This window comes from Candidatus Latescibacterota bacterium (assembly GCA_019038625.1).
GTDB lineage: Bacteria > Krumholzibacteriota > Krumholzibacteriia > Krumholzibacteriales > Krumholzibacteriaceae > JAGLYV01.
The window spans coordinates 42,478-60,000 of sequence record JAHOYU010000084.1 but is presented as its reverse complement, the minus strand read 5'-3'; the positions used below and the strand labels follow the sequence as shown (position 1 = coordinate 60,000).

General features: G+C 54.4%; 12 protein-coding genes and 1 pseudogene. 10 read left to right on the top strand and 3 right to left on the bottom strand.

Translation table 11 applies throughout. The annotated features are described in order from the left end of the window. Positions 1-100 precede the first annotated feature (100 nt). The 3 genes and pseudogenes from KOO63_06570 to KOO63_06560 all read left to right on the top strand — a co-directional run bounded on the left by KOO63_06570 (position 101) and on the right by KOO63_06560 (position 6,537). On the top strand, positions 101-943 hold the full coding sequence (locus tag KOO63_06570; GenBank protein MBU8921464.1) for a hypothetical protein: 843 nt from the start codon (positions 101-103) through the stop codon (positions 941-943). Continuing rightward, positions 940-4,014: a DNA polymerase III subunit alpha gene (locus KOO63_06565; protein MBU8921463.1), complete on the top strand. Its 3,075-nt coding sequence runs from the start codon at positions 940-942 to the stop codon at positions 4,012-4,014. The genes KOO63_06570 and KOO63_06565 overlap by 4 nt, the downstream gene beginning before the upstream one ends. A gap of 228 nt (positions 4,015-4,242) precedes the next feature. Further along, positions 4,243-6,537: pseudogene (locus KOO63_06560) on the top strand (bifunctional dihydroorotate dehydrogenase B NAD binding subunit/NADPH-dependent glutamate synthase). 3 nt (positions 6,538-6,540) lie between these two features. Here the strand turns inward: KOO63_06560 and KOO63_06555 are convergent. Further along, entirely contained in the window at positions 6,541-7,197 is a 657-nt protein-coding gene (locus KOO63_06555) for an MgtC/SapB family protein (GenBank protein ID MBU8921462.1), read from the bottom strand. A gap of 173 nt (positions 7,198-7,370) precedes the next feature. Between KOO63_06555 and hypF the strand changes: the two genes are divergently transcribed. Then, entirely contained in the window at positions 7,371-9,701 is a 2,331-nt protein-coding gene (hypF, locus tag KOO63_06550; GenBank protein ID MBU8921461.1) for a carbamoyltransferase HypF, read from the top strand. Positions 9,702-9,729: 28 nt separating this feature from the next. Continuing rightward, a complete protein-coding gene (gene hypE, locus KOO63_06545; GenBank protein ID MBU8921460.1) occupies positions 9,730-10,746 on the top strand; it encodes a hydrogenase expression/formation protein HypE in 1,017 nt (338 codons plus the stop codon). Here hypE and KOO63_06540 read toward each other — a convergent pair. Further along, complete coding sequence (locus tag KOO63_06540) at positions 10,716-11,411, bottom strand: response regulator transcription factor (GenBank protein MBU8921459.1); 696 nt, start codon at positions 11,409-11,411, stop codon at positions 10,716-10,718. The two genes, hypE and KOO63_06540, sit on opposite strands and share 31 nt — an antisense overlap. A gap of 152 nt (positions 11,412-11,563) precedes the next feature. On the opposite strand from KOO63_06540, the gene KOO63_06535 reads away from it, so the two are divergent. The 4 genes from KOO63_06535 to KOO63_06520 all read left to right on the top strand — a co-directional run bounded on the left by KOO63_06535 (position 11,564) and on the right by KOO63_06520 (position 15,606). Beyond that, positions 11,564-12,379, top strand: a complete 816-nt coding sequence (locus tag KOO63_06535; protein MBU8921458.1) for a histidinol-phosphatase — start codon at positions 11,564-11,566, stop codon at positions 12,377-12,379. A 117-nt stretch (positions 12,380-12,496) separates the two neighbouring features. Then, complete coding sequence (gene guaB / locus KOO63_06530) at positions 12,497-13,963, top strand: IMP dehydrogenase (protein MBU8921457.1); 1,467 nt, start codon at positions 12,497-12,499, stop codon at positions 13,961-13,963. A gap of 7 nt (positions 13,964-13,970) precedes the next feature. Continuing rightward, complete coding sequence (locus KOO63_06525; GenBank protein MBU8921456.1) at positions 13,971-14,726, top strand: 4Fe-4S binding protein; 756 nt, start codon at positions 13,971-13,973, stop codon at positions 14,724-14,726. Further along, on the top strand, positions 14,710-15,606 hold the full coding sequence (locus tag KOO63_06520) for an alpha/beta fold hydrolase (GenBank protein MBU8921455.1): 897 nt from the start codon (positions 14,710-14,712) through the stop codon (positions 15,604-15,606). Before KOO63_06525 ends, KOO63_06520 begins: the two co-directional genes overlap by 17 nt. On the opposite strand, the gene KOO63_06515 is transcribed toward KOO63_06520, so the two are convergent. After that, positions 15,603-16,397 (bottom strand): hypothetical protein, encoded by a 795-nt coding sequence (locus KOO63_06515; GenBank protein MBU8921454.1) that lies wholly within the window; start codon positions 16,395-16,397, stop codon positions 15,603-15,605. The genes KOO63_06520 and KOO63_06515 overlap by 4 nt on opposite strands. A gap of 188 nt (positions 16,398-16,585) precedes the next feature. Here KOO63_06515 and KOO63_06510 point away from each other — a divergent pair, with 188 nt between their 5' ends. Further along, positions 16,586-17,392, top strand: coding sequence for a hypothetical protein (locus tag KOO63_06510; GenBank protein MBU8921453.1), 807 nt, complete (start codon positions 16,586-16,588; stop codon positions 17,390-17,392). Positions 17,393-17,523: the final 131 nt, after the last annotated feature.

Genomic DNA, 17,523 nt, shown 5'->3' with positions numbered 1-17,523 from the left:
TATCCTCGATATTCTGCACGGTTTCTCTCCTGTGGTCGTAGCGGAATGACTCGACGAGGGGTATATCGACTACACCGGCTGTAGAAGGGTCTTCGGACATGTGCTCGACACGGGCAGGCGCATCAAGGGCGAGGTGTTCAGTGATACAGGACTCGACATCTCCCTCGGCGTGGCCGCAAGCAGGCTGGTCAGCCATGTGGCCTCGCGAAGCGCCAAGCGTGCCCACATGGTCGATGTCTATCCCGGATGCGAAAGCTCGTTCCTCGCTCCGGTCGAGATAGGGCATTTCCCGCCCGCAGGAGAGAAGTACGCCCCGATGCTCGCCGGACTGGGGATCAGGAGAGTGGGGGACATTCTTCTGTTTCGCGAGGAGCTTTTTACATACTGCCTCGGTCCGTGGGGAAAGCGCCTCTACCGCGGGGCGCTCGGTGAGGACTCCAGTCCGGTCAGGACATCGGCCCGCGATGACGAAAGGGCGAAGGTGACCCGGCTCCTCCAGCCTGACCTCGACGACCGGGGACTTCTCGAATCTTTTCTCTACGATATGTCCGAAGAGCTGGGGCAGTCGCTCCGCGCTGACCGGCGAATCGCGGGCAGGTTGCGGGTGGAACTGACCTACGCCGATGGGAACATCAGTTCTGGTACAGGCAGGCTTCCGCAGGGTAGTTCCGACGATCTGAAGCTCTTCGATTGTGCGGGAGAAGTATTTGACCGTGTATTCACACGCAGGGTGAGGGTGCGGAGCATATCGATGCAGGGAAGTTCGCTTGAGCCCGAGCCTCTCCAGCTCGAACTCTTTTTGGCAGAGAGCAAAAAAAAGGAACTGCGCAGGCGCAGGATCCACGACGCCCTGGATCGTTTGAGAACGGAGCTGCCCCGGGGCGTCGCTCCCGTCTTCGGGAGGTCTGTGGCGGCTGTGAGGTCGGGGAGTGGGCAGCCTTGAGCGGGGCATTCATACATCTGAACGCCCGTTCCTGTTTTTCGATGCTTTCGGGCGTATGCGGGGTCGAGGAGCTTCCCGCAATGGCTGCGGCAGCGGGGATGGACGCGATCGCCCTCACCGATATCGACAATATGTGTACCATCGTACCTTTCGCTGCAGCCTGTTCGGAAGCGGGAGTCAGGCCGATCTTCGGAGTGGAGCTGACCGACAGCGTCAGCGTGGAGGATGGAGGCTTCGAGGCGAGTGCTGTGCTTCTGGCGAGGAACGGCTCGGGGTACAGCGAGCTATGCAGGATGGTCACGTCGAGAAAGCTCGATGAGGATTTTTCGTTCGGCGAGGCGCTCAAGTCGGTCTCGGACGATGTCTATGTACTCTCTTCAGATCCACACATGCTCGAACGCCTTGCGGGTCGCGAGCACCTTCGCGCCAAACTGCCGGTGATAGAGGGAAGGGAGTATGACAGGATTAGGTGGAGGCTCAGTGACCTTGCCGCCAGACGCAAAATCATGACGGTCGCCGCAGGCCCGGTCGCATTCGCCAGGCCGCGGGATCATCTAGCCCACCGTGTGCTCACCGCCATCAGGCTGCGCAAGACAGTGGGGACTTTACTGCCGAACGAAGCTGAGCCTCGAGGGGCGTACTTCCGTACTGGCAGGGAGATCGAGAAGGTCTTCGGGCCGGATGCGGGGCCGGTACTTGAGACCGCCCGCATCGCCTCCGATTGTCATGTCGACCCGGGAATCGGAAAGAGGCGCCTTCCACGATTTATGCTTCCCCCAGGCGAGTCGGCGGCGGAGGTGCTGCGCCGCACGACGCAGAGAGGGCTTCGAAAACGGCTCGGGAGCGTCAGTGAGCGCGAGATGACCGAAGCTCTCGGAATGCTGGAGTACGAACTCTCCGTGATAGAGGGGAAGGGACTGGCCGACTACTTTCTCATCTGCTGGGACATAGTGAGGTTTGCCTCGTTGCGCGGGATGAGGTCGCTCGGCAGGGGGTCGGCGGGGAACAGCCTCGTATCCTACGCCCTGGGCATCACTCATGTGAATCCTCTTCGCCACAACATGTTCTTCGAGCGCTTTCTCAACCCCGAGCGCGAGCAGCTTCCAGATTTTGACATAGATTTTGCCACGGACGACCGTGAGGAGGTCCTGCAGTATATCTTCCGCCGGTACGGGGAGGACCATGTCGCGATGATAGGGACCTACTGCACCCTGCGGGCGAGGTCGGCGATACGCGAGACGGCAAAGGCGCTCGGCATCCCCGAGGGGGAAGTGGCCCCACTGATCAAGATGATCCCGTTCTACTCTTCGATAGACCGGCTTGAGGACCTGAGGAAGGTCTCGCCGCGCGCGGCCGATCTGCCGCTGGAACAGGAGCCGCTGAAGACACTGCTGCCGATAGCGATCAGGATAGGGGGATTTCCCAGGCATATGGGCACCCACCCCTGCGGGCTCGTCATATCACCGGAACCGATCACAGACGTGATGCCGCTCCAGCGCGGCGACAAGGGATACGAGATAACACAGTGGTCGATGTACGAGGTCGAGGACGCGGGGCTGGTGAAGATAGACATACTCGGTCAGAAGGGACTTGCCGTGATACAGGAAGCAGCCGCAATGGCTTCGAGTAAAGGTGAGAAGGTCCTGCATCCGGAGAGGATTGATTATTTCAACGATCCGGCGACGAAGGCGCTTCTTCGCGAAGGAAAGACTGAAGGGTGTTTCTATATCGAGTCACCGATAATGATGCAGCTGATGCGCCAGGCGAAGTGCGAAGATTTCGAGGTGCTCACAGCGCTTTCGTCGATCATAAGGCCCGGCGTGTCGAGCCACGGGGGGAAGCAGTCGTACCTGCGAAGGTCGCTCGGCCTCGAAGAGGTCGAAAAACATCATCCCGCCGTTGAGGCGGTACTCTGCGATACATTCGGTTGCCTGATCTACCAGGAGCAGGTGATCAGGCTCGCAGTCGCCGTGGCGGGGATGAGCTACGCCGAGGCGGATGGGCTGCGGCGATGCATGTCATTCAAGAACACTGATGGAGAGACTTTCGAAGGGTACCGGGAGGCGTTCATGAGTGGGGCTGCCCGGAAGGGTATCCCGGACAGCGTCGCCACTGATGTCTTCGACCGGATAGCGGCCTTCGCCGGCTACGCCTTCTGCAAGGCTCATTCGGCCTCCTTCGCCGTCGAGTCGTTCGAGAGTGCGTGGTGGAAGGCACATTACCCTGCCGAGTTCATGGCAGCCGTCCTTTCCAACGGCGGGGGATATTACTCCTTCGAGGAATACCTGGAAGAGGCAAAACGGATCGGGCTGACCGTGCTTCCCCCATGCGTGAACGAGAGCGGGATCAGGCATTCGGGCAGCGGGCGCAAGCTGCGCGTGGGGTTCTGTCAGGTGAAGGGGCTGACGACTGCCGCGGCCGACGCGATCATCGAGCATCGACCGTTCGCTTCCCTCGATGATTTTCTGTCCAGGATGGAGATCTCGAGCCGTGAGGTCGAGTCGCTGATACGGTGCGGGGCCATGACCTGTTTCGGGCGTACACGCCCCGAACTGATGTGGGAACTTCAGATACTCAGCGCAGCGATCAGCGCTGGGCGGGAGCCAGCACTCACCAGCCGCGCGCCGGCCCCCGGGAATCTCATGGCGGCGATCCCCCCCCTGGAGGACTATGGCCTGCAGGAGTCGCTTTCGGCGGAGAGAGAGATCCTCGACATGTGTATCAGCGCCCATCCACTGGATATGTATACCGAGCCTCTCCGTGCCCTCGCCACCCGCCGCGATCTGGTGACATCGCTGCAGATACCCTCGATGACCGGACGCGAGATCGACACGGTCGGCTGGAAGGTGACCGGTAAGGCCACCCGCACCTCGGGCAAAGGCGAAGAGATGTTATTTATCACGTTCTCCGACCGGGAAGGAAGGTTCGAAGGTATCTTCTTTCCCGAGACTTACAGGAAGACAGCAAAAGAACTGGTGAAGGGCAGGGGGCCGTTCCATATCAGGGGGAAGGTGGAAAGCGAACTCGGAGTGGCGAGTGTCATAGTATCCGACGCGGCATTGATCCGCTGAATCGGGCCGTGAAACGCCCGGATCGTCCGGTTTTCTGCTTTGTCAATAATCGACGAGGACAGATTTATCTTGATTTGGCAGGGTCATTCCTGATAAATATCTACTTTGGTTGTGCCATTGTCTTAATTTGTGGGGATCGGACCTGTCAGCGCCGCGGGCGAGCGTGAATACAGACGGAGTCCGTTTCTCCGTTTAGTTAACCACTTATATAAAAGGTTTGAGTCCATTATGAACAGGATTCTTGAGAAAGAATTTATTTCGGACCAGGTATTTCGAATGCGGGTCGAAGCTCCGGCAATTGCCGCAAAACGAAAAGCGGGACAGTTTATAATCCTTCGCACATCGGAGGACGGAGAGCGTATCCCCCTCACTATAGCGGATGCTTCGGCTGAAGAGGGCTGGCTGGAGCTGGTCGTCCAGGTCGTCGGCAAGACTACGAAGGAAATGTCGATGCTCGAAGAGGGAGGCTCGATCCTCGATCTCGCCGGGCCGCTGGGACGTCCCACACATATCGAAAAGGTCGGTACTGTCGTTATCGTCGGTGGAGGTGTCGGGATAGCCCCGGCCCATCCGATAGCGCAGGCGATGAAGGAAGCCGGGAACAGTGTCATCTCGATCCTTGGGGGTCGGTCAAAGGGTCTTGTCATAATGGAAGAACAGATGAAAGCGGCAAGCGACAGGGTGATGATCACGACCGATGACGGCTCGTATGGACAGAAGGGCCTTGTCACAGACGCGATGCAGAAACTTATAGACGAAGGACTGAAGATCGATCTGGTAGTGACTGTGGGCCCTCCGATCATGATGAAGTTCGTCTGTCTGCTCACTAAAAAATATGAGATCCCCACTCTCGTCAGTCTCAACACGATAATGGTCGACGGCACAGGGATGTGCGGTGCGTGCAGGGTCACTGTCGATAACAAGACGAAGTTCGTCTGTGTCGACGGTCCGGAATTCGATGGCCACTGTGTCGACTTCGACGAGATGATGAAGAGGCAGAGGATGTACCAGGTGCAGGAAAAAGAATCGATGGATCGTTTCCAGTCATAATAAAGGAGGTACCGGCCGTCGCCGGCTGTTTCTACTATGGAAGAGAAGAAACTGACACCCAAGGAAAGATTGCAGATCCCGACCCAGGAAATGGGCGAGCAGGATCCGAAGGAAAGGATTCACAACTTAAAAGAGGTGCCTTTCGGATACACTCCCGAGCAGGCGAAGCTCGAAGCGACCAGGTGCCTGCAATGCAAGAAGGCGCCCTGCGTTGATGGTTGTCCCGTTGAGATCGATATTCCGACTTTTCTCAACCAGATCTGCGAAGGTGATTTCAAAGGCGCGGCCAGGACCATCAAGATCACGAACATCCTTCCTGCCATCTGCGGCAGAGTGTGTCCGCAGGAGGAGCAGTGTCAGCTGGGCTGCATCGTAGGCAAGTCGCTCAAGACGGTGGACAAGGCCGTGCAGATCGGAAAACTCGAGCGGTTTATCGCCGACTGGGAGATGGAGCAGGGGGCTGCCGATACTCCGGAGATCAAGTCCGCTACCAGCAAGAGGGTTGCGATAGTCGGTTCGGGCCCGGCAGGCCTGACAGTGGCTGCCGACGTTCGAAGGGAAGGTCACGAGGTGACCGTCTTCGAAGCGCTTCACAAGCCTGGGGGAGTACTCATCTATGGTATTCCCGAGTTCAGGCTTCCCAAGGCGATAGTGATGACCGAAGTGGAGAATCTCGAGAAGATGGGTGTCGAGATGAAATACAATATGGTCATCGGGAACATCCATTCGCTGGACGAACTGTTCGAGCAGGGTTACGACGCCATATTCGTAGCGACCGGCGCGGGGCTGCCGATGTTCATGAGGATAGAGGGTGAGAATCTCAACGGCGTATACTCGGCGAACGAATATCTGACACGCGCGAACCTCATGAAAGCCTATTCATTTCCAGAGACAGATACCCCGATCGCGAAATCGAAGAATGTCGCTGTGTTCGGAGGTGGGAATGTCGCCATGGATTCGGCGAGGACCGCCCTGAGGCTGGGAGCGGATAATGTCTATCTCGTATACAGACGTTCACGTACCGAGATGCCGGCCAGAGTAGAGGAAGTCCATCATGCGGACGAAGAGGGCGTACAGTTCCTTCTACTGCAGAACCCTGTCAGGCTGATAGGTGACGACGATGGATGGGTGAAGCAGATGGAATGTATAAAGATGGAGCTCGGCGAACCTGACGATTCAGGCAGGCGCCGCCCTGTACCGATAAAAGACAGTGAATTCCGGGTGGATATCGACACATGTATAGTCGCTATCGGGAACTCTTCGAATCCGCTTATCCCCGATTCGACTCCCGATCTGGAGACGAACAGGTGGGGCAATATTATAGCGGACGCCCAGACGATGAAGACCAGCAAAAAAGGTGTGTTCGCCGGAGGCGACATCGTCCTCGGGGCTGCGACAGTCATCCTGGCCATGGGGCAGGGAAGGATAGCAGCTGTGGCGATCAACGAATATCTGAAGAACGGTGAGTGGTAAGAGCTATAGTTCTTCACTTACCGAAAGGATCGATTCTATCCCCGAGAGTTCTTTCATGGCCTTACCGTGATTTTTCAGTGAGCTGTTGTATTCGATTGTGATCGTCCATTTTTCCCCCTTCAGATCCGCTTCGTGAAGCACGGTCCGGATGCCGGCCTTTGAAAAGATCTCTACTATCCTGCCGACCAGGCCCTGACCTGGTTCCATCATGATCTGGATAATATGAGTCTTGTTGAACCTGTTTATGAACGCTTCGAGATACCTCATCAATACGAGTGTTACAGTGATGAGTAGTGCCCCTATCAGGCCCAGAGCGATGAATCCGGCTCCGATCGTCAGCCCGAGAGCGGAAAGTACCCAGATAGTGGCTGCTGTTGTCAGTCCTGAAACGGTGAAACTGGATCTTATGATAGTCCCGGCACAGAGAAACCCGACACCGGTCACGACCTGGGCGGCGATCCGCGCGGGATCACCGACCGCGCCGGACATTTTTGCTACTTCGATCGAAATGATCATTATCAGGCACGAACCTACACACATGAGGATGTTGGTCCTTATCCCCGCGGGTTTGCCGTGAAATTCGCGTTCAAGGCCGATGATCCCTCCGACAGCCATTGCCAGGAGGAGCCTCGGAAGATAGATAGACAGTGTCTCACTCATTTGATTCTCCTTGTTACAGTCATCGGATAATATTTTGTCTGAGGCACTTTGTTCAAGATAAAACATTTTGTTGCACGACCGGCCGGCCGGCCTTTTTTCTGGCAAAGGGAATTGCCGGACGTTATAGTCTATTCGCTTTTCGGCCCTTTTTCAGGTTGGTTATGGAGAGGCATATGGACTGGCAGGAGATATTCAATAATACAGGGTCCGCCGACACTGAAGCAAGACTCAGGCTCGTTGTCAGGGGGAGAGTGCAGGGTGTGGGTTTCCGCCCTGCTGTCTATCGATTTGCCAACGAGGCAGGGGTCTCCGGGTCCGTCCTGAATACAGGGTCTGGTGTAGTCATAGAGATCGAAGGGGATGGGCGGTCCATCGAGGAATTCGGCAGGCTTCTTATCGAGGAGGCTCCGCCCCTGGCCAGAATAGATTCAATAGAGCCGGAGAGGATAGCAGTAACGGGCTGTTCCGGTTTCGTGATAGCTGAAAGCAAGGGGGGGACTTCCCGCGACGCTCTTTTTCCTGTCGATACGGCGGTCTGTGAAGACTGCCTCCGCGAGCTTGCCGATCCATCGGACCCCAGATTCCGATACCCTTTTATAAACTGTACGAACTGCGGCCCCCGCTTCACGATAATCAACGGGTTGCCATATGACAGGGATCTTACGACGATGAGACCATTCACGATGGACCACCTCTGCGGGAGCCAGTACGCCGATCCGTGTGACAGGAGATTCCATGCCGAGCCGATATCCTGTCCCGGCTGTGGGCCGACCCTGTCGCTCATCGATTCAGACGAAAAGGTGATACAGGGAGACCCGATCGATGGGGGGAGGAAGGTCCTCGCCGGCGGAGGCATCCTGGCTGTCAAGGGCCTCGGAGGATATCATCTGGCATGTCTGGCCAGAGATGAAAAGGCCGTTCAGCTTCTCAGGGACCGAAAGAATCGTCCCGTGAAGCCGTTCGCCATCATGTTCTCTTCGATGGAGACGGTCATGCGGTACTGCCACGCGGATGAAGAGGAAGTACGGCTTCTGACTTCTCCCGAGGCGCCGATAGTATTGCTTAAAAGCAGACAGGGCGGACTGCCGGCGGCGATAGCTCCGGGAAACGCCTACACGGGAGCGTTTCTTCCTTACACTCCGATCCACCATCTATTGATAGAAGGATTCGACCTTCTCGTCATGACATCAGCGAATTTTACGGATGAGCCTCTGATATCCAGGGAGGATGAGCTTTCCGGGATCCTTGGGCGCATCGCTGACGCTGCCCTGATAAATGACCGCGAGATAGCTCACAAGTGTGATGACTCGATCTTCTTTGTTCCTGGACGGACCGTGATCCCCCTGAGGCGGGCGAGAGGGTTCGTTCCTGAACCGGTCATATTGCCGCAGCATCATGACAGATGCGTGCTGGCCACGGGGGGGCAGGAGAAGGGGACTTTTACACTTACCAGGGGGGACCGGGCCTTTGTCTCTTCCCACCTTGGCGACCTCGGCGATTTCAGGGGGCAGGAGAATTTTAAAAGGGAGCTCGAATCGTTCTGCTCGATACTGGATGTCAGTCCCGAGGTGGTTGTCAGCGATCTTCACCCCGACTATTTTACGACACGTTTTGCCGACGCGTACGATTGTTCTGAGAGAATCCGGGTCCAGCACCATCACGCTCATGCGGTCAGTGTCATGGTCGAGTACGGGATCGAGGGGCCAGCGATAGGTGTCTCATTCGACGGGACCGGTTATGGAAGTGACGGAAATCTATGGGGAGGAGAATTTCTCCTCGCCTACCATCACGATTTCAGGAGGCTTGCCCACCTGAAGTATGTACCGCTTCCCGGAGGCGCTGCCGCTGTGCGGGAACCGTGGAGAATGGCTCTAGTCTACCTCAGGGAGTTTTTGGGAGAGAAAGCCGCTGATATCGAACTTCCAGGGTTTTCATTCGAAGGCCTTCCCGCGCGGCAGATACTCGGGATGGTATCACAAATGATCAATACACATATGACGTCGAGCGCCGGCAGGCTGTTCGATGCCGCAGCCGCGATACTCGGATTGGGCACGAAGGTGAGCTACGAAGCACAGGCGGCGATCGCGCTGGAGAGCCTCGCTCGGGAAGTCACTGATCCCGAAAGGAGATATTCCTTCGATATATCGGAGGGGGAACCGGTCCTGATCGATGGCGCGCCGATTATAAAAGGGATTGTCGACGACCTGATGGACGGCATCGCAGGAAAAGATATTGCGGCAGCCTTTCATCTCTGTGTTGCCGATATGATAGTAGAAATGGCGACCAGGCTGGCCGTTGAGAACGGATGCCGTGAAGTCGTCCTGTCAGGCGGAGTCTTCCAGAACCGCCTTCTATGTGAGAATATTATGAGGTCCTCGGCCTCTTCACAGGTAAAATTTTACTTTCACCGTGTAGTTCCTCCCAATGACGGTGGGATATCACTCGGGCAGGCCCAGGTGGGGATAGCGAAGATGATAAAGGGAATCACGGGGTCAGGAACATAACCCCGATCAGGAATGAAGGAGATCAGCGATGAATAGAAGGGAAGAAGACAGGATCCTCCTTGCGCATGGTGGCGGAGGGATCATGATGAAGGAGCTCGTCGAGAGAATAGTAAAAAAACTCGGAGGTGAAGCCGGCAGGCCACTTCAGGATAGCGCGGTCATCGAACCTGGAAAGGGAAAGATTGCTTTTACGACGGATTCATTCGTTGTTCAGCCGATCTTTTTCCCCGGCGGAGATATAGGGCATCTGGCGGTTTGCGGGACAGTGAACGACCTGGCCGTATCTGGCGCCGTACCGACAGCCATCTCTCTTTCGTTCATCATTGAGGAAGGTTTTCTGTTCGAGGATCTGGACAGGATACTCGACTCTATTGCCAGGACCAGCGTGGAGGCGGGAGTGCAGGTCGTGACGGGCGACACAAAGGTCGTCGATAGAGGGAAGGCGGACGGACTGTTCATCAATACTTCGGGAATAGGTCTTGTTCAGGAAGATCTATCGCTGTCTTCCTCTTCCGCCATGCCGGGAGACCTGGTCCTGATCAATGGGACGATAGGCGATCACGGCCTGGCCATATTGAGTCTCAGGGAAGGCCTGGATTTCGGCAGCGAGCTGGTGAGCGACACGGCCCCGCTGTCGAAGATCATAACCCCGATGCTGCGCGTGACCGATGGAATCAGAGCTATGAGGGATGCCACGAGGGGCGGTCTGGCAGCGGTACTCAACGAGATCGCCGTGGATTCGGGTGTCTGTATCCGGGTGGACGAGGATTCGATCCCGATCAGGGAAGAAGTGAGGAAGGGTTGCGACCTGATGGGGTATGAACCGATGCATATAGCTAACGAGGGGAAATTCGTCATGGTCATAGCAAAGGAGCATGGTGAAGGGGCCCTCGAATTCATGAGATCTCACGAGCTCGGACTCGATGCTTCTGTGATAGGTGAGGTTATAGATGCTCCGGCCGGTAATGTCATACTCAAGACATCTTTCGGCGGCGAACGTGTTGTGGATCTGCCCTATGGAGACATTCTGCCAAGGATATGCTGAGGCCTGTCTTCTACCGGGCTGGTGGAGATCTTCATGCAGGGACATGACAGGATCAGGTGATTGAAGAGCTGTGTCCTGTTGTCCACATCGAATTTTCTGTATATCTTCCACAGATGATTTTTGACGGTCTTCTCGCTGATCTCAAGTTCTTTCGATATCTCCCGATTGCTCATTCCCCTGAGCATGGTGTAGAGGATCTCGTTCTCTCTCCTCGAAAGAGCTTTGTCGGACGGCGGCCCCTCCGATTTTCTGACGAACTCCCTTGCCTGCATCTGTTCGCTGCGCTTGATCAACTCACGTTTCTCGTTCATCAGAAAAGAGACTATGCCTTCGATCCGTTCCACTTCCGCGGTGCCGTCAATGAAATATGAACAGCCGGCATTCAGCGTTTGAAGCAGTGCCCTTCGGTCCGCGTTGATCTCGACGACTATGGATGAGGGCCGGTGTTCGAGCTGATTGGCAAAGTTCAGAAGGTCCAGAACGTTGTCCAGGTCCCTGTGTCCGGCAAGGATTATGATGTGAAACTGTTCGTCCTCCATCAATGTCCTCGCCTCGGTCGTCGACATAGCCGTGGCGATTATATTCACGGGAGAGGCGAGTCTCGACTGGATGAGCTCTATCATCGCCTGGTTATGGCTATATATCATTATTTTTTCACGACGCATATTCAGCTCCCTGCAATTACCGTTGATTCGGCTGAATCGGTCCTTCTCTTTAGGAAAAGATTAAAATAGTGGGCTTTTGCGATCTATTTCCCGGTAACACTTGCCCGGATGGGAGTTATTATTGTATTCTCAACGACATGATTGACTATCACATGCATGGTGAATTCTGCGGTCATTCGACCGGGGCACTCGAAGAGTACGTGCTCAGGGCCATCGAACTGGGCCTGGCTGAGATCGGTTTCAGTGACCACCTCCCGAAAGTGGTCGATCCTGACCCGTATCACGCCATGCTCATCGACAGGCTTCCGGAATATGTCGCAAAAGTGAACAGGCTCCAGCAAAAGTACAGTGACAGGATCACCATACTTCTGGGGATAGAGGCCGACTATTTTGTTGGATATGAAGACGATACAGCCAGTCTTATCTCCAGCCAGCCATTCGATTATGTGATCGGCGCATTGCATTTCCTCGGTGACTGGCATTTTTCGAGCAAGTCCCACAGGAGCAGGTACAGTGTGGAGGATCCCGAGGATGTGTTCCCCGAATATTTCAGCCTTCTTTCAAAGATGATCGGTACGGGGTTGTTCGATATAATCGCTCACCCTGACGCGATAAAAAAAGTCGACTTCACACCTTCGTCATCGATGGAGTGGTATTACAGGGATATAGCATCGATGCTGGAGAAACATGATATGGCGATCGAGGTGAATACGGCAGGACTGAGAAGGGGCGCAGGCTCGATATATCCCGAGGAGACTTTTTTGCGTGCATGTGCCGAAAGGGATATCCCCGTGACTCTGGGTTCAGACGCGCACTGTCCGGGCGATGTGGCGAGGGATTTCGACCTTGCCCTGGAAATGGTCAGAAGAGCCGGTGTGAGGACCACGGCAAAGTTCCGTGGCAGGAAAATGTTGAGATTCCCCGTGGTCGAACTTTTCGACTTCGATGGGCGGACCGCGGTGGTTTGAACGACCTTGACTATGTTTCTGCAAGAGGGTATGTTGCAATACCAAAGAGGCGAATGAAACTGACGATCTGCCGATCGCGAGAGGAGGGAGAAGGAGCATCAGGCTCTTTCGATGTGATTGAAAGCAGGAAAAATACTTAAAGAAGGCCTTACCTTCGACGACGTTCTCCTTTCCCCGGCGAAGTCCAGGATCCATCCGAACGATGCGGATCTGAGGACGAGACTGACACGTAAGATCAAGTTGAATATTCCGGTAGTATCAGCGGCTATGGATACCGTCACTGAGGCCGACCTTGCTATAGCTCTCGCCCGCGAGGGCGGGATAGGGATCATTCACAAAAATTTTTCCATAGAGGAACAGGCCGACCAGGTAGAGAGGGTGAAGAGGAGCGAGAGCGGTATGATCACCAATCCGGTGACCATATCCGGGGACCGTCTGGTCAGTGAGGCGATCGCTCTGATGAACGAACGGAAGATCTCCGGACTGCCGGTCGTAAAGAAGAACAATGTGGTCGTTGGAATCCTGACGAACAGGGACCTGAGGTTTATCGGCCGGGTCGACATCAAGGTCAGCGAGGTCATGACCAGGGATCCGATTACCGCGTCGCAGGGGATCAGGATGGATGAGGCGATGCGGATCCTCCATGAAAACAGGATCGAAAAACTTCCCGTGGTCGATAAGAAGAAATGTCTCAAGGGACTGATCACGGTCAAGGATATTCAGAAGAAACTCGATTTTCCCAACGCCTGCAAGGATTTGGAAGGTAGATTGAGGGTAGGCGCTGCTGTGGGAGTAGGGGCCGGTACGATGGAGAGAGTGAAGGCTCTGATCGACGCGGCAGTAGACGTGATCGTGGTCGATACGGCTCACGGTCATTCTCAGGCGGTACTGGACATTGTCGGGAAGATCAAGAAAAAATATAAGAACATTCAACTGATAGCCGGGAATATTGCCACAGCTGCCGCGGCAAGGGATCTTATCAAGCTGGGCATCGATGCCATCAAGGTGGGTATCGGTCCAGGTGCCATCTGTACGACCAGAGTCGTGGCCGGTATCGGCGTTCCGCAGATCACCGCGATCATGGATTGCGCGGCAGTAGCCGCGAAGGCAGGTATTCCCCTGATCGCAGACGGGGGAATCAAGTATTCAGGAGACGTCACAAAGGCCATAGCCGCAGGCGCCGACAGTGTAATGATCGGATCGATGTTCGCCGGCACCGAAGAGAGTCCGGGAGAGATAATCTATCATCAGGGAAAGAGCTTCAAGATCTACAGGGGTATGGGTTCGATCGGTGCGATGAAGAGGGGTAGCAGCGACAGGTATTTTCAGGAAGGTGTCGAAGAGGAAAGCAAATTCGTCGCCGAGGGTATAGAAGGCAGAGTATCCTACAAGGGAAGCCTTTCGAGTAACATATATCAGCTCATGGGCGGACTGAGGTCCGGCATGGGGTATTGCGGAGTGAAGAACATCGAAGGCCTGAAAGTGAGATCCAGATTTATCAGGATCACACAGGCGGGCTTGAGGGAGAGCCATCCCCACGATATCGTGATCACAAAGGAAGCGCCCAATTACAGGACAAGCTGACAGGACCATGAGTAAATCGCAACAGGACAACGGGTTCCCAGGCAATCCTTCTCAAAATATGCAAAAGATATCCAGCGAGACCTCTCATCTCGGGCTGGCCCTTCTGTCGAGCGCCGTACTGGATGATGTCGAAGGCCTCGACCTTCACGAGTCGGTGAGAGATGAGATCGACACACTGAAGTACGCTGTTGTCGTGGGCATGCGACTTTCCGGCCCTGTACTGAGAACAGTGAAAACGGCTCCGACATTGACATATTACTATCATTACAAGACTATCAATTTTGCGCTGGATCAGGCTGCTCTGTATATCGCCGGTATTTGTCAGCGGATGGGGGGCAGAGTGTTTCCTGTGCCAGCGAGCCAGATCCTGGACTGGGATCGGTTCAAAGCACATCTCTCTCATAGAGAGATCGCGTGCAGGGCCGGGATGGGATGGAAGGGACGTAACAACCTGATCGTCAATCCTGAATACGGATCACAGGTCAGGTATGTCACTGTGCTGACAGACCTTCCCCTTCCTGACGGTAGCGAGGGAGTCGAGCCGATGGATTGCGGATCGTGCAAGAGATGCATCTCAGCCTGTCCGGTAGGGGCGATCCATGTGGACCCGGACGATTTTGAACTGGACAGGTGCACGGCACAATTAAGAAGATTTGCTAAAGATGAACAACTCAATACTCTTATTTGCGGGTTATGCGTTAAAGTATGCGAAGGCAGTGGGGCTTTGCAAAACAGGGAGACCAAAGGTGAGCAACCAGCTTGAAAATATCAACCAGGCCATCTGGGAACTGAAACAGATGATCGAGGCGGAACCTGAGCGTCGGAGTCTTCGCAGGGATCTTCTGAGGTTCTTTTTCGAAAGTAGACAGCATATAGAGAAGAGGGGCGGGATCCCTGAAGAGGACAGAAGCTTTTTGATGCTTCAGGAGCGCGAATCGATCAGTTGTGTGCTTCTTCATGGCGCGGGAGGAACACCAGCCGAGATGCAGCCTTTCGCCGAACACCTTTTCAGCCAGGGATACTCTGTATATGGTGTCAGGCTTCCCCTCGACCCTAAAACAGCTGATACTGGATTCGGCGAATACATCAGATCGAGATTCCCTGGTGAAAAGGGGAAGCAGACGGTTCAGAAAATCCGGTCATCCAACAGTTGGAGCGAGTGTCTTTCTCATTCCCAGATAGTTCTGGAGACCGTCCTCGGTTATTCCCCGACGGCGTACCTGATCGGTTTTAGTTTTGGGGCGACGCTCGCGCTGGAGCTGGCATTGAGGTATCCCCTTAAGGGGACAGTACTGATTTCGCCGGCACTTGTACCGGCTTCGAACAGGCGGTATATGCTCTTCAAGTTCTGGAAAAAGATATTTCCCTCTCTCGTGAAGAACATGGCTCCCGTTCGCAGCACCATGCTCGAGTTTATCGACAATGTCCGGACTGGCCTGAAAGAAGTTCCCGAGCCGATGCTGGTCATCCAGTCGGCAGACGATCCTGTCATCAGCGCGAGAGGATTCCAGATACTCCGCCGTGTCAGTACTCATCCGGGTTCGAGGTTCGTCCTGCTCGAGAACGGCGGGCATGTCATCATAAAGGGAGACCGCTCTCCGAAGGTATTCGATATCTGCAGTTCATTTATCAGGGATATCTAGTCGTCGTTTATGGAAAAGCTGAAGCCAGGGTCCACTTCCTTGATCCTCGACGCGCATTTTTCGAGGATTTCCCGCGTGGATCCGGTCTTTTCCTGCCCGTGTCTGGTATAGGCATCAAGAAAATCGTCGTACAAGCAGGCAAGTGAAGCCTTTAGTTCCTCATGGTTTACAGAGCGTTCCAGGTGATACATTTCTCCCTGTGAGATAGGATCGATGATGTGTAGATATTCACTTCTCATCGTCGACAATACCTCTACATACTTCTCAAATCCCCTGGAGAGTTTTCCCATGATCTCCCCGATCGCCGTATTTTTGTGGAATGTCTGGGAACAGTAGGACTGAGCGATGCTGTAATATGCTTTTCCCCTTCCCAGGTACGTGTTGTCGCTCAATTCGAACTGTGAAGCCGAATCGGGGCGTCTGTTCCTGGGATTGCTGAACACTCCGGAGTATATCAGGAGGAAATCGGCATTCATTCTGTATGTCATGTATTTTATCCGCGGATCTTTCTGTTTGCGGACAGACTCGAATAAAGAAATATCGTAGGGCACCACCAGGCGGCGCATCGCGTCATGTTGCGATGGGTTGATGAGCGAATCGAGAAGGTTGGCCAGATAGACATTGACGTCTTCGTCGAAGTATTCGTCATTTGTGGGATGCTTGCAGTCGATCCTGCTGTATAGCAGGTTGTTCATCATGAAAAAGCCTGTAGAATCGTCTGTTACAGGTGTGGCCGGGTGTGGGTTCCCGGTGCTCGTATCGATCACCCTGTAGGTCGTTTCTGTGGACATTTCGTACTTCCGATGCTTTCTCTAAGGTGCCTTCAATGTTGTTTGAATCACGGATTGCAAAGTTTGTGCCATGGACCGGTCGGAGGCGGAATGTGTAAAAATTGTAAATTTAGTTTTGACACATGTGCTATAATATTCTAGACTTATCGAGATCTTTCAATATCCAACCTGATAACCAGGGGGAGAGGATGAAATTAGGCTTCCTCCAGATGCGATGCAAATTCGGAGAAGTAAAGGCTAACGTCAAGAAGGCATCCAACCTGCTCGGCAAGGTCGCCGATGCGACGATAGTACTTCCGGAACTCTTTAATACCGGGTATCTCTTCAAGAACAAGGGCGAGCTCCGTTCGTTGGCTGAGAGCGTCAAGACGGGCTATACAGTATCGGAGATGAAGAAAGTCGCCAAAAACAGGCGTCTGAACCTCATTTTCGGGATGGCCCAGAAATTGAGTTCGAAGATCTATAACTCGGCTATTTTTATCTCAGAAAAAGGTAAGGTAGAAGTATATCAGAAGGTACATCTTTTTGACCGGGAAAAGCTGTTCTTCAAGCCGGGGACTGCTATCAAGACGGTCAAAGCGGGAGAGGCTACCGTCGGGATGATGATCTGTTTCGATTGGATCGTTCCTGAAGTCAGCAGGGTACTGACCCTGAAGGGCGCGGAAATCCTGGCCCACCCGGCCAACCTTGTATTGCCCTGGGGACAGAGCGGTATGAAGATCCGAAGCATCGAAAACGGTGTATTCTCTGTTACGGCCAATCGGATAGGGGTGGAGAAGCGTGGTACGATGGACCTTGCCTTCACGGGTGGGAGCCAGATAGTAAATCCCCGCGGCGAAGTCCTGGTCTCGGCCGGCGATCGGAGCGAATCGTTGAAGGTCATCGAGATAGATCTGGAAGAGGCACGAAACAAGAACATCACTTCGGCTAATCATCTTATCAATGACAGGTTTCCCCCTCTCTACGCTCCGGTGGCCAGAAAAGGCCGGAAATAGAGGCATAGTCCGAGATGATCATGTCAGCAGATGGGGTTTGTCCGACTCAGGTCGGCGGACTGCAGGAATGGCGTGAATCATAAAAAAAAGATATTTTTTGTTCCCTTCCGCCTGGTTTGCAAAACGCATTT

Coding starts and splice junctions, on each gene's coding strand:
- KOO63_06555 (MBU8921462.1), bottom strand. CDS start 7,197: ATGAGTGAGACACTGTCTATCTATCTTCCGAGGCTCCTCCTGGCAATG.
- hypF (MBU8921461.1), top strand. CDS start 7,371: ATGGACTGGCAGGAGATATTCAATAATACAGGGTCCGCCGACACTGAA.
- hypE (MBU8921460.1), top strand. CDS start 9,730: ATGAATAGAAGGGAAGAAGACAGGATCCTCCTTGCGCATGGTGGCGGA.
- KOO63_06540 (MBU8921459.1), bottom strand. CDS start 11,411: ATGCGTCGTGAAAAAATAATGATATATAGCCATAACCAGGCGATGATA.
- KOO63_06535 (MBU8921458.1), top strand. CDS start 11,564: ATGCATGGTGAATTCTGCGGTCATTCGACCGGGGCACTCGAAGAGTAC.
- KOO63_06525 (MBU8921456.1), top strand. CDS start 13,971: ATGAGTAAATCGCAACAGGACAACGGGTTCCCAGGCAATCCTTCTCAA.
- KOO63_06515 (MBU8921454.1), bottom strand. CDS start 16,397: ATGTCCACAGAAACGACCTACAGGGTGATCGATACGAGCACCGGGAAC.
- KOO63_06510 (MBU8921453.1), top strand. CDS start 16,586: ATGAAATTAGGCTTCCTCCAGATGCGATGCAAATTCGGAGAAGTAAAG.